We start from the raw sequence: 13,205 nt of genomic DNA on the forward strand, positions 1-13,205 counted from the left end.
AATGATTTTATCTTGGAGGGCAAATGTACGAAAAAGCCGAAAGGTTACCCTTTTCTGGTTTTTCGTTACATTTACGACCTTAATAAAAAAATAGGTATGGTCAACCCGTTAAATCGTCCTGTTCGTGTATTGGTCGCCAAAGTGGGCCTGGATGGCCATGATCGTGGCGCCAAAGTGATTGCCGCCGCACTGCGGGATGCCGGCATGGAAGTGATTTACACTGGTCTCCGGCAAACTCCGGAGATGGTGGTCAATGCCGCCCTCCAGGAAGATGTGGACGCTATCGGGGTGAGTATCCTCTCTGGCGCTCATATGACAGTATTCCCTAAAATCATCGCGGAAATGAAGGAAAAAGGCCTGAACGATGTACTACTGACAGGTGGCGGTATTATCCCCGATGCCGACATGGAAACTTTACAGGAGATGGGGGTGGGTAAACTGTTTCCCCCGGGTACTAATACCAAAGATATTTCCGAGTATATCACCCAGTGGGTGGCCGCTCACAGAAATTTTTAAAATTTTTTCGGGATCGTCGTAACATTTCTTAAACCGGGTCGTCTTTAAGGTATTCCACATAAATCTAAAAAACCACAACCCGTATTATGAAATGTAAGTTACTCCCGCTATTCCTGGTACTGTTGCTGATAGGAAGTAGTGTTTTTGCCCAGGAGAAAAAAGATTCGGCCAGCACCCCGGCCGTTGATAGTACCGAAAAAACGACTTTTACCACCTTCTCTCTTATTTTTGGTAAATACCCTAAGCACCGGGAAGGGATATACGTAACGCGTGGTGGTGAAGGCGCCCTGTTGTCCTTTGCATCCATGAAGGAAAATGGGGAACATATGCGGAATATCCCCCGCTTTACCCTCTTTTTCAACGTAGGTACCAATTTTAACAAGGATGTGTCCAAAAACCTGGGCTTCTTCACCGGTATCAACATTAAGAATATAGGGTTAATTTCCAAACCTACCGACTCCCTGAAGCTGAAGCAGCGGGTATATACCTTAGGCGTTCCGCTGGGATTCAAGATCGGAGATGTAACTGGCGGTAGCTTCTTCTTCTTCGCCGGCGGCGAAATTGACCTGGCCTTTAACTATAAGGAAAAACAATTTATAGATGGTAAGAAGGTGCATAAATTCAACGAATGGTTCAGCGACCGTACCCCGCTCCTGATGCCTTCCGTTTTTGCAGGCTTCCGTGTCAACCCCGGCTTCGGCTTAAAAGTGCAGTATTATCCGCAGAACTTCTTTAACCAGGATTTTAAAACAAAAGATAAGGCAACAGGCAACAGCATCTATCCTTACAAAAACCTCGAGGCCAACCTGGTATTTGTGACCCTGGGATATAACTTTAGCGGGGTGAATTATTTTAAAGTAAAGAGAAAATCGCACTATATGAAGATGAAAAGTGGCAAAGCGGAGTTTGAAGTAAACTATTAAGACATTAATACGTTATTTTAATAACCGGGACTAATTCAATTAGTTCCGGTTTTTTGTTTTCAAGAGAGTCTGATATCACCCAAAATGGAACCATATGAAACGAAGTCTATTCCTTGTTAGCACGTTACTACTCCTGTGTACCAATTATGTCCAGGCCCAATTTGAGATAGGCGTTTCCGGAGGATACAATAAAAATTACCTGCATACCAGCACTGGTTACAGGGCTTACACAAAATATGATGCTTTAAGCGGATTTACAGTGAGCATCCCCATACAATATCACTTCAATAATTGGCTGGCTGTAGAAGCGGATCCGGGTTACATTCAGAAGAATTACGAGCAGAAAAGGGACCACTTCTTTGATGGTATTTATCAAAAAAATACCAATAGTTATATCCAGTTGCCTGTTATGGCACATTTCTCTTTTGGCGGCGATAAGCTGAAAGGGTTTATGAACCTGGGTGGGTATGGCGCCTATTGGGCCAGCGGGCGCATTAAAGGAGCTATGGCCAATCCCTTTAACCTGGGACCGGATATTCCCGATAATCAGCAGACTTATACTTTCTTTGAATACGATAAAGCGTACAACTATAATGAAAAGTATAGCTTCGATAGCCGTCGCGACCGCCGCATGGAATTTGGCCTCCTGGCTGGCGCTGGCATTGAATACCTGCTACAGCAACGCTACCGCATTTTTGTGGAAGGCAGGTATTATTATGGGCTAACCGATCAGCAGAAAAGCTATATGATCAACCAGATACCGCGTTACAATGATACTTATGTGATCCAGGCCGGCTGCCTGTTTAATCTTAAAAATATCTTCCACCCTGAGTCGGCTACTGCAGAATAATTTCGTTCACTGTTAATAACTGATAAGATGAAATATCTTGGTAAATATATTGTGATCATCCTGGTATTGCTTGCCGGGGTTTCCTGTCGTAAAGAAATGCCGGAAATCAACGATCCGCAGAATACTATTGCTGCTAATTTCAATGAAGTGTTTGACGCCTTCTGGAATGGAATGAATAATAATTATATATTCTGGGATATTGACACGGTTAATTGGGATAATGTATATAAACAATACAAGCCGCTTTTTGCCAAGTTAAACCTAAATGATTCCAATGATGTAAGAAAAGGATATACCTATTTTAAACAGATGACAGCCGGGTTGGTTGATTCGCACTATAATATTACGTTTAATGATACCTGGCTGGTGGATTCCCCCAGTATCAGTCCTTCTTATGAGCGGAAGTCGGCCAGTCCCGGTTTTCACAATCCTATCAGTATTTTTCATTTTTATGACACGATCCCACGCAAATACCTCGACCGGGGAGGTGCTATTCGTGGATTTACCAATACGGTAGATGGTTCAAACCAATATGTGGCAGTGTCAGGAACTATTCAACAAAACATTCTGTATTTTTTCTTCAGTGAATTTGCCTTGAAAGAACTGTATAAAACGGACACGGCTAATGGCGTAAAAAGGGTGGAACAATATTTCTTCGATAAACTACAGAATACTGCCAATATCAAAGGGATTATTATTGACGTGCGTGGTAATCCGGGTGGCGCTTTGGCGGATCTTGATTTCCTGTTGGGAAGAATGATCGATAAGCAGCTCGATTTTGGCTATACCCGCTCCAAACAGGGAAATGGCCGCCTGGACTATTCTCCCTGGGCGCCGGCTTTTGCAACGCCGCAGGCAGGGGCACGCAATATTACCGCGCCCATTGTGATGCTGGCGGATGCCTGGTCGGCAAGTATGGCGGAAATGACTACCATGGCGGTGAAGGCATTACCCAACGGACATTTTGTGGGAGAACGTACCTGGGGCGCCAATGGCCCGCTGATTGGCAACCTGTTTTTTAACGGAGGCCAGTTTACCACCAATTATATGAACCTTGTATATACCTCTTCCCTGATGTTGAAATACAAGGATGGAAAAATTTATGAAGGAGTGGGATTCCCTCCGGATGTGGAAGTAAAATATGATGAAGCTGCGCTTAATCTCGGGCAGGACAAGCAACTGGAGGCTGCCATCGGGCTGATTCATTAGGTTATCAAATATTGCTTAATATTGATAAACTAAAAATACGGCCCATGTATCAGACGTTAAGCACAGCCATAGAGCAGAATATCCTGACTATTACGATTAATCGCCCGGAGAAAATGAATGCCCTCAACCAGCAGGTGCTGGCTGACCTGGCATTGGCGGTAGATGAAATATACGGCGACAAAACCATCAAAGGAGCTATTATCACCGGCGCCGGTGATAAGGCCTTCGTAGCCGGTGCTGATATCAGCGAATTCCTTACCCTGTCGAGCAAGCAGGGAGAAGAATTGGCAAAAAAAGGTCATGTGATTTTTCAACGGATAGCATCCTGCCCCAAACCCGTTATCGCTGCAGTGAATGGTTTTGCCCTGGGCGGTGGTTGCGAACTGGCCATGGCCTGTCATTTCCGCCTGGCCAGTGAAAATGCCAAATTCGGCCAGCCTGAGGTGAACCTGGGACTGATCCCTGGCTACGGTGGCACCCAGCGGCTTACAGAGCTGATTGGCAAAGGTAAAGCCATGGAGCTGATGATGACCGGCGACATGATCACCGCTGCAGAAGCCCTGTCCTGGGGACTCGTGAATCACGTACTGAAGCCCGAAGAACTGTTGCCCAAAGCCAAAACCATCTTACTGAAAATACAAACCAAAGCGCCGCTAGCCATTGCCCGGGTGATCAAATGCGCCAATGCGGCACTGGATAAAGACGTGGATGGTTATGAACTTGAACTAACAGAATTCGGGGCCTGCTTTGACACCAAAGACCTCGAAGAAGGTGCGGCCGCCTTTATCCAGAAAAGACAGCCGAATTTTAAGGGGGAATAGCTTGCTGACCTATCCTTAAAGCCGTACTTTTGTACCCTTAAAAGTTTAAGTCATGGAATTCAGAATAGAGAAAGACACAATGGGCGAGGTAAAAGTGCCTGTAAATGCCTATTATGGCGCCCAAACTCAGCGCTCCATTGAAAATTTCAAGATCGCGCAGGATATCAACAAAATGCCGAAAGAAATCATTAAGGCATTTGCTTACCTGAAGAAAGCCGCAGCTATCACCAACCTGGAAGCAGGCGTACTGCCAAAGGAAAAAAGTGACCTGATTGGCCAGGTATGCGATGAAATCCTGGAAGGTAAACTGGATAACGAATTTCCACTGGTAGTTTGGCAAACAGGCTCCGGTACCCAGTCTAACATGAACGTAAACGAAGTAGTGGCTTACCGCGCACACGTGCTTCACGGCGGTCAGCTGACCGACAAGGACAAATTCGTTCACCCTAATGATGACGTGAACAAATCGCAGTCCTCCAATGATACCTTCCCTACTGCCATGCACATTGCGGCTTACAAAATGCTGCAGGAAGTAACCATCCCGGGTATCACCAAACTGCGCGACACCCTCGCTAAAAAAGCTGCCGCCTTTAAACATATCGTGAAAATTGGTCGCACCCACTTTATGGATGCTACCCCACTTACTCTCGGACAGGAAATCAGCGGCTATGTAGCCCAGCTGACACATGGTCTGAAAGCTATCAACAACGCGCTGCCACACCTGAGTGAACTGGCCCTGGGTGGTACTGCCGTAGGTACCGGTATCAATACACCTAAAGGCTATTCAGAAAATGTGGCAAAGAATATTGCCCGTTTAACCGGTCTGCCTTTCGTAACGGCTGAGAATAAATTCGAAGCCCTGGCGGCACACGACGCTATCGTAGAAGCACATGGCGCCTTGAAAACCGTAGCTGTGAGCTTAATGAAGATCGCCAACGATATCCGCATGCTGAGCTCCGGTCCACGTGCAGGTATCGGTGAAATACATATCCCCGACAACGAGCCGGGATCTTCTATCATGCCAGGTAAAGTAAACCCTACCCAGTGCGAAGCCCTCACTATGATTGCAGCACAGGTAATGGGTAATGATGTAGCGATCAGCATAGGCGGCGCTAACGGCCACTTCGAGCTGAACGTGTTCAAACCGGTAATGATCTTCAACTTCCTGCATTCTGCCCGCCTGATTGGCGATGGCTGTGTAAGCTTCAACGATAAATGTGCGGAAGGTATTGAACCTATTGAAGCTAATATCCAGAAGCATGTGCAAAATTCCCTGATGCTGGTAACTGCGCTCAACACCAAAATCGGCTACTACAAAGCGGCTGAAATTGCGCAAAAAGCACACAAGGAAGGCACTACCCTCAAAGAAATGGCCGTGAAACTGGGTTATGTAACCCCTGCTGAATTTGACGAGTGGGTAGTTCCCGCACACATGGTAGGCGAAATAAAATAGTCAACTTAATATTTATGGCAAGGGCTGACCGTCGGGCAAAACTGCTTCCTGGTCAGCCCTTTTTGTTGCTTTCCCTCCTATTTACTGCAAAACAGGCACAGTTAATATCTGATGATAAACGGCTAATTTTTGCAAATACCGGCCTTCGATTTATCTATACATTTAACTCCTTAGCACAGCAACCAAAACGATTACTTATCTAACTGTTTCCACTAAAAAGTTTTTTTGTCAGTTGTCCGGCTATACGATGAAGCGTCCATTTTCAAGAAAGTGGCAGAGGGTGATGAAGCTGCCTTCCGGGTGCTCTTTGACCAATACTGGGATACAGTGTATGGGGTAGCCCTGGCGCTTACCAAGTCGGAGAATATGGCAGAAGAGATGGCCCAGGATGTTTTTGTGAAGTTGTGGCTGAAACGGGAAAAGCTGGCCGGCGTTGAAAATTTTGATGGATACCTGTTTACTATTGCGCGCAATCATATCTATAATGTATTCAGGAAAAGAATAAAGACAGCGGCATTTACCAACCATTTACTGGACTATGCCGAAGATACTATTACTTCCTCCGATGCCCCGGATAAGCACCTGCTCTGCCATGAGCTGGAAAAGCAGGTGGCCGGCGCCGTTGAACATCTCTCCCAGCAACAACGTACTATTTATTCATTAAGCCGTCACCATGGCATGAGCCAGGACGAAATTGCGGCAACCCTCCACATTTCCCGGCACACGGTGAAAAGCCACATGAACAAGGCTTTGCACGTGATCCGCGATTACCTCCGTCACTACAGTATACTGGAAATATTACTCATGTGCTTCTTTGCACAGGCTACCTTTTTTGCCAGCTGAAATTTTTTTTTGCTTTCCACTAATACCTCCTCTTTTTCCAGGTGTCTTTATAGTAACGTTCACCTTTTTGCTTTACAATGGATAGTCAACATCTAAGAGAACTGTTGCAGCAACACCTTAATAATGCCTTGCCTGTGGAAGATTTGCAGGCATTAATTAATCACCTGCGTGAAAACGGGCATTCGGAAGAGTTGTTGTCGGTAATAGAAGAAGCATTGGAAAGCGGGACGTTTACCGCGCAGGCAGATAAATCCCGGAAGGACCAGGTTTTCCAGGACATTCTCCGGAAGACAGGTAAAGGTGAAGATATATTACCCATAGAAGAGGAAAGCAGCCAGCTGCCTGTCAAAAGACGTACTGGTATATGGAAGGCAGCCGTAGCGGCCATGATCATCTTACTGGCAGGAACAGCTACCTATTTGATCAGGAAGCCTGCTGATCATCGCGGAACTACGATCAACCAGGTAGCAAAAGCAGATATATTACCGGGAAGCAATAAGGCCATCCTGACACTTACAGATGGCAGCCATATTGAACTGGACAGTGCAGCCAGGGGAACCCTCACCCAGCAAGGCGCCGCGTCGGTAACGAAATTGAATAATGGTCAACTCGCCTATCAGATCAGTAACCATACAGGAGCAGATGCTGTATACAATACGGTGACCACACCGCGCGGTGGTCAGTACCAGATCGTACTGCCAGACGGGACTAGAGTGTGGCTGAATGCTGCCTCTTCGCTGCATTTTCCTACCAGCTTTACCGGTAAAGAACGTATGGTGGAAGTAACCGGGGAAGCTTATTTTGAAGTAGCCAGGAAAGAAAATCAACCATTTAAAGTAGTAACACAAGGAATGGAAGTAAAAGTATTGGGTACACATTTCAATGTGAATGCTTATGCCGATGAAGCAGCCAGCAGTACTGTTTTGCTGGAAGGAAAGGTAATAGTGTCTTACCGGGGAAAAAATGTGTTGATGAATCCCGGCCAGCAGGCGCTGGTAAAAGAGGATATCAGGATAATGCCACATGCTGATATAGAAACACTCATGGCCTGGAAAGAGGGCAAGTTTTCCTATAACAATATGGGGCTGGAAACGATTATGCGGCAAATAGCCCGCTGGTACGATGTAGATATAATATTCGAAGATAAAATTGCTGATTCCTATAGCATGGAAATATCCAGGAATGTTCCATTATCAAAATTATTGCAATTCATGGAAATCAGCGGCGGTGTTCATTTTGTGATCAATGGAAGAAAAGTTATCGTAAGAAAGTAAGACCAACATTCAGATCAACCAAGAAATTGATGCAACGAAAAACCGGGTAGTGTTTGCGGCACTGCCCGGCGGATTGTTGGATCAGTACAACTATACAATCATTTCGGGACTGACAATTGTTTACATCCAAACCTTAACAAAAGTATGCAAAATGTTCTTTGTAATTCCACTTTTTTGAATGGCTGCTATGTCGCACAGCAACGACCTCAAAAGGGATTGTGGGCCAAAACCAGATTGACAATGAAGCTGACCACGTTTCTGATCCTGGCATTCATTATACAGGCGGGCGCCGCTACGAATGCACAGACTATCACACTTTCACTGAAGAATGCCCCTCTCAGTACCGTATTTAAAGAAATCAGCCGGCAGGGAGGATATAATTTTGTTTACAACAATAGCCTGCTGGAACATACCGGTAATGTTGATCTAGTAGTAAACCATGCCAACGTGGAGGAAGTGTTGAAACAATGTTTTAAACACACGTCTATTACCTATGAAATCATCGACAAAACGATTGTTGTCCGGAAGCTTTCACCGGCAGGAAGTGTTGCTGTGGCTGAACGCCAGCCTGCTGTGGCAACAACGGTAAGAGGAAGAGTAACTGGTGAAGATGGTACCCCACTCGTGGGGGTAACCGTACAGGTGAAGGGCACTTCCACCGGTATCGTTACCAAGGAAAATGGCGAATTCCAGATCAACATACCCGATGCCTCTTCCGGTATCCTGGTGTTTTCCTTCATTGGTATGGAAAGACAGGAAGTATCGATCGGAAAGAGTGTATTCGTTACCGTTGTATTGAAAAGATTGGTCAGCCAACAACAGGAAGTAGTAGTAGTGGGCTACGGTACGCAGAAGAAAACCACGCTGGTGGGATCAGTTGCTACTATGAAAGGAGAAGAAATTGCAAGAGTACCTACCGCCAACGTAACCAATGCCTTTGCCGGGCATATTCCCGGTGTTATTGCCAACAACCGCTCCGGCCGCCCGGGCGATGACTATTCCTCCGTATACGTGAGGGGATTTAACTCTTTTAGCGGCGGCGTAGATCCTTTGATTATCGTAGATGGTATTCCTGACCGGAACATCGACAGGATCAATCCTAATGATATCGAAAGTGTTACTGTGCTGAAAGACGCTTCTGCAGCGATTTATGGCGTACGTTCTGCCAACGGCGCTATCCTTATTACCACCAAGAGAGGGAAGGCAGGTAAGCCGGTTATTTCCTACGAGGGCTCTTACGATATCCAGCAACTGACCAGGATGGAACACCGTGTTAACTCCTGGCAGTATATGACTTATTACAATGAGCTGAATGGTTACCAGGGTAATACACTGCCCTATACACAGGCAGATATAGATAAATACAAAGCAGGAAATGATCCCAATTATTCCAGCACCGACTGGCAGAAGGCAGTGTTCCGCAAAAACGCGCCGCAAACCAATCATAGCATTTCTGTAAGAGGTGGCAGTGATGCCGTTAAGTTCTTTATTTCCGGCCAATACCTGTCACAGCAAAGCAACTGGAGCAACAGTGATGAAAATTTCAAGAACTATAACTTACGTTCCAATATCGATGCTGCTGTATCTAAAAATTTAAAGCTCACTTTCGATATCGCTGCCAGGAAAGAAGATAGGAAATACCCGGCTATTTCCGCAAATAGCATATTGCATGAAACAGTGAGTATGTATCCTTTTATCCCTGTGCATTGGACCAATGGATTGCCTTCTGCCGGTATTTCAAACGGACGTAATCCTTACCTGATGATGTCGTCTGCACCGGGCTATGATAATGTAACAGACCTCTTCGTACAACCTAAAATAGGATTTGACTGGCAGCTGCCCGCTATCCTGAAAGGTTTGTCGGTGAGCGGTTATGCAGCCTTTGATTATCGTCAGAGAAGCGAAAAGAATTTCACCCGCCCCTGGGATGCATATACCTATAGCCTTTCTACCAATACCTACAATAATCAGAAGACCAGCACCGCTATTCTTAGCCTGGCCCAGGATGAAAGATCCTATAACGAAAACACTTACTTCTATAAAGTGGCGTTCGACAGAACTTTCGGTAAGCACAGTATCAACGCTTTCGCAGGATATGAGCAAACCGTTTCCAACTACCGGATGACCTATGCTTACCGGAAAAACCTGGTAAGCGATCAGCTGGATCAACTCTTTACCGGTAGTGCGGTAGACCAGGTGGCCACCGGGAGCGCCAGCCAGGATGGACGCGAAAGCTACCTCGGCAGAGTTTCTTATAGTTATGCCGATAAATACCTGGCGGAGGTAGTAGGCCGTTATAATGGTTCCTTTAACTTCCCCGGAAATAAACGTTGGGGCATGTTCCCTTCTGTATCCCTTGGCTGGCGCATTTCAGAAGAACCATTTTTTAAGGATAATGTAAGATTTGTGGATAACCTGAAGCTGCGCGCTTCCTGGGGTGTGATGGGTAGCGATGCAGTATCTAAGTATATGTACCTGGCGAGGTATTCACTGGTGAGCAATATGTCTTCCGATTATTCTTCCTATCCTAAAGAATATTATACTTACTTCGGCCCCAATTATTCAGAAGCCACTGCGCTGTACCTGGCCTCTATTCCCAATACCAACATTACCTGGGAAAAGCAGGATACCAGGAACGTGGGCGTGGATGCCGTTTTCTTCAACAATCAACTGAGTGTAACGGCAGATTACTTTCACAACTTGCGCAAAGATATCCTTGCACCGCGGAATGCTTCAGTACCGTTATATACAGGCTTAACCCTGCCGGCAGAAAATATCGGCAGAACGTTGAACAGGGGCTTCGATTTTATCGTGAATTATAATGGTAAAGCAAGGGCTGTTAAGTACAACGTAGGGTTTAACTTCACCTATGCGAAAAGTAAAGTACTGTTCCGCGATGAAGCACCCAATATCCCGGATTACCAGAAGTCAACCGGATTACCTATCGATTCATGGGTAGTATTCCAAACTAAAGGAATTTATCATACGCAGGAAGAAGTGGATAAATCACCGCATATGGCGGGTGCAAAGCCAGGTGATCTCTGGTTGGTAGATAAAAATAATGATGGCCTCATCACTTACGATGACCAGGTGAGGATTCCTGAATCTGCCTATCCAAAAATCGTTTTCGGTATTACGATGGGAGCAGAATACAAAGGACTGGCACTCGACCTGGTATGGGCGGGTCAAACAGAAGCCAAACAAATGATCCTGCCCCAGATGCAAGGTTCCGTGGTAGCGCCTCCACAATGGCTGTACGATGGCCGCTGGACGCCAGACAACGCCAATGCCATCTATCCAAGAGCATTTAACTCAAAAGATCCGCGTAATTCTGTATATGCCGATTTCTGGCTGGCAGATGCATCTTTTATCCGCTTGAAATCAGCCCAGCTTTCTTATATCGTCCCTAAAAATTTATATGGTCGCATCGGTATCGAAAATATCCGGGTGTTTGTGAGTGGGTTCAACCTCTTCTCCATCGACAAAATGAAGAAGTTTAACCGTGACCCGGAAACGAATAACATTACCGGTATCAACTATCCACAGACCAGGATCTATCGTGCAGGTATCAGCATAGGCCTGTAATCCATTTTATCATATTTATGGACATTTAAATTTAATTATTGTGAAAAGAATATACTGGAAAATAGGAACCGCATTAATGACCACTTTCCTGCTAATGGCATGTCAGAAAAATGTGCTGGATAAAGTGCCCCTGGATTCATTTTCTGATCAGTCGGTGTGGAAAGACCTGAAGTTGGCGGAAGCATTTGCTGATTTTCAATATACGGTGTTACCTAACCCCGGTCACTACTGGGATAACCTTACCAATCGTACCTGGGCGCTCTCTTCAGCAACCGATGAAGCATTCAATAAGTTTGATGACTACAATGCTTCCATTATGAACTCAGGATCTTTAACACCCGATAACCTGGGCAACTTTGATATCTGGAGTGATACCTATAAAAGAATACAGGATTGTAATCTCTTCCTGTCTAAAATAGATGGCGTACCCGGTGATGATGCCGTACGTGCCCGGCTGAAAGCGGAAATTATCTATCTGCGTGCCTATGCCTATTTCAAACTGATCAGCGACTACGGTGGCGTACCCCTCGTAAAAAAACCTTTTGACCTGAACAGTAATTTCCAGGCATCCCGCAGCACCTTCGATGAATGCGTGGCCTTTATTGTGGCAGAATGCGACGCTGCCGCAGCTGTACTGCCAGCAGGTTACAGCTCCGGCGCCGCCGAGCTGGGACGTGCTACCAAAGCCGCTGCCCTGGCGCTCAAATCCAAGGCCCTCCTGTATGCCGCCAGCCCGCAGTGGAATCCATCCAACGATAAGCAGAAATGGCAACTGGCATCTGATGCAGCCAAAGCCGTGATTGACCTGCCCGGATACCAGTTATACACCGGCGGTTATGAAAATATCTTCACCACCTGGAACTCGGAAATACTCATGGCCCGCCAGGGTAACAAACAATACCAGTGGAATGCTTTCCAGGGTGTAGAAATGTTCCTGGCCCCCTGCGGCTTCCATGGCTGGTCATCCTTCGCGCCCAGCCAGAACCTGGTAGACGCTTTTGGTACAGCCGATGGGAAAGATATTACTGATGCCACATCCGGCTATAATCCGCAACAGCCCTATGTTAACAGGGACCCCCGTTTTTATAGCGATATTATTTTTGATGGAAAACCTTACGGCAAACCTGACTTTTTCAAAGACCGCTACGCGGCAGGACATAGCAATATTGCCGAAATGTATGAGGGCGGCCTCGACTCCCAGCAGGGATGGGATACCTGGAATGCCAGCATGACAAGGTATAGCTTTAGAAAGTACCAGGACACTACTTTTAATTTCAACGTAGAAACACAAACCAACAAATTCTGGATCATTTCCCGGCTGGGAGAAATCTACTTAAACTATGCAGAGGCAGAGTTTAACCTGGGACATGAAGCGGTATCCCGGCAGTATCTCGACCTGCTCAGGCATCGCGCCGGTATTGTAAACAACCTGCCAGGTAGCTTAACCGGCGCCGCATTGTTGGCCAAAATACAGAACGAACGTCGCGTGGAGTTGTGCCTGGAAGGCCAGCGCTATTATGACGTACGTCGCTGGAAGATAGCCGATGTAACGGAAAATACACCATTGGGTGGCGTAAAGATTGTTAAGAATCCTGACGGATCCAAAACATATACCTACATAAAGGTACAGGACAGGGCATTTAAATCTCAACATTATCTTTTGCCTATTCCAAGGGAAGAAATCAGGAGAACCAATTTGCCACAAAACCCCGGATATAATTAATAACCCCG

General features: G+C 46.0%; 10 protein-coding genes. All 10 read left to right on the forward strand.

The annotated features are described in order from the left end of the window. The first annotated feature begins 96 nt into the window (after positions 1-96). The 10 genes from HGH91_RS12230 (at position 97) to HGH91_RS12275 (ending at position 13,197) form a co-directional block, all read left to right on the forward strand. Positions 97-516, forward strand: coding sequence for a cobalamin B12-binding domain-containing protein (locus HGH91_RS12230; protein WP_168738702.1), 420 nt, complete (start codon positions 97-99; stop codon positions 514-516). Between the two features lie 86 nt (positions 517-602). Then, positions 603-1,439, forward strand: coding sequence for a hypothetical protein (locus tag HGH91_RS12235; protein ID WP_168738703.1), 837 nt, complete (start codon positions 603-605; stop codon positions 1,437-1,439). 94 nt (positions 1,440-1,533) lie between these two features. Beyond that, entirely contained in the window at positions 1,534-2,289 is a 756-nt protein-coding gene (locus HGH91_RS12240) for a porin family protein (protein ID WP_168738704.1), read from the forward strand. Positions 2,290-2,316: 27 nt separating this feature from the next. Beyond that, positions 2,317-3,498 (forward strand): S41 family peptidase, encoded by a 1,182-nt coding sequence (locus tag HGH91_RS12245; RefSeq protein ID WP_168738705.1) that lies wholly within the window; start codon positions 2,317-2,319, stop codon positions 3,496-3,498. 44 nt (positions 3,499-3,542) lie between these two features. After that, on the forward strand, positions 3,543-4,319 hold the full coding sequence (locus HGH91_RS12250; protein ID WP_168738706.1) for an enoyl-CoA hydratase/isomerase family protein: 777 nt from the start codon (positions 3,543-3,545) through the stop codon (positions 4,317-4,319). Positions 4,320-4,371: 52 nt separating this feature from the next. After that, on the forward strand, positions 4,372-5,772 hold the full coding sequence (gene fumC, locus HGH91_RS12255) for a class II fumarate hydratase (protein ID WP_168738707.1): 1,401 nt from the start codon (positions 4,372-4,374) through the stop codon (positions 5,770-5,772). Between the two features lie 225 nt (positions 5,773-5,997). Continuing rightward, positions 5,998-6,615, forward strand: a complete 618-nt coding sequence (locus HGH91_RS12260; RefSeq protein WP_168738708.1) for an RNA polymerase sigma factor — start codon at positions 5,998-6,000, stop codon at positions 6,613-6,615. Between the two features lie 77 nt (positions 6,616-6,692). Then, positions 6,693-7,889 carry a FecR family protein gene (locus HGH91_RS12265; RefSeq protein WP_168738709.1) on the forward strand — a complete coding sequence of 399 codons (1,197 nt, stop codon included), beginning with the start codon at positions 6,693-6,695 and terminating at the stop codon, positions 7,887-7,889. Between the two features lie 240 nt (positions 7,890-8,129). Next, complete coding sequence (locus HGH91_RS12270; protein WP_168738710.1) at positions 8,130-11,474, forward strand: SusC/RagA family TonB-linked outer membrane protein; 3,345 nt, start codon at positions 8,130-8,132, stop codon at positions 11,472-11,474. A 40-nt stretch (positions 11,475-11,514) separates the two neighbouring features. Next, positions 11,515-13,197: a RagB/SusD family nutrient uptake outer membrane protein gene (locus tag HGH91_RS12275; RefSeq protein WP_168738711.1), complete on the forward strand. Its 1,683-nt coding sequence runs from the start codon at positions 11,515-11,517 to the stop codon at positions 13,195-13,197. Positions 13,198-13,205: the final 8 nt, after the last annotated feature.

It is taken from the genome of Chitinophaga eiseniae (assembly GCF_012641265.1).
GTDB lineage: Bacteria > Bacteroidota > Bacteroidia > Chitinophagales > Chitinophagaceae > Chitinophaga > Chitinophaga eiseniae_A.

What these genes read in the sequence shown, in the direction of transcription:
- HGH91_RS12230 (WP_168738702.1), top strand. Translation starts at nt 97, where the DNA reads ATGGTCAACCCGTTAAATCGTCCTGTTCGTGTATTGGTCGCCAAAGTG.
- HGH91_RS12235 (WP_168738703.1), top strand. Translation starts at nt 603, where the DNA reads ATGAAATGTAAGTTACTCCCGCTATTCCTGGTACTGTTGCTGATAGGA.
- HGH91_RS12240 (WP_168738704.1), top strand. Translation starts at nt 1,534, where the DNA reads ATGAAACGAAGTCTATTCCTTGTTAGCACGTTACTACTCCTGTGTACC.
- HGH91_RS12245 (WP_168738705.1), top strand. Translation starts at nt 2,317, where the DNA reads ATGAAATATCTTGGTAAATATATTGTGATCATCCTGGTATTGCTTGCC.
- HGH91_RS12250 (WP_168738706.1), top strand. Translation starts at nt 3,543, where the DNA reads ATGTATCAGACGTTAAGCACAGCCATAGAGCAGAATATCCTGACTATT.
- fumC (WP_168738707.1), top strand. Translation starts at nt 4,372, where the DNA reads ATGGAATTCAGAATAGAGAAAGACACAATGGGCGAGGTAAAAGTGCCT.
- HGH91_RS12265 (WP_168738709.1), top strand. Translation starts at nt 6,693, where the DNA reads ATGGATAGTCAACATCTAAGAGAACTGTTGCAGCAACACCTTAATAAT.
- HGH91_RS12270 (WP_168738710.1), top strand. Translation starts at nt 8,130, where the DNA reads ATGAAGCTGACCACGTTTCTGATCCTGGCATTCATTATACAGGCGGGC.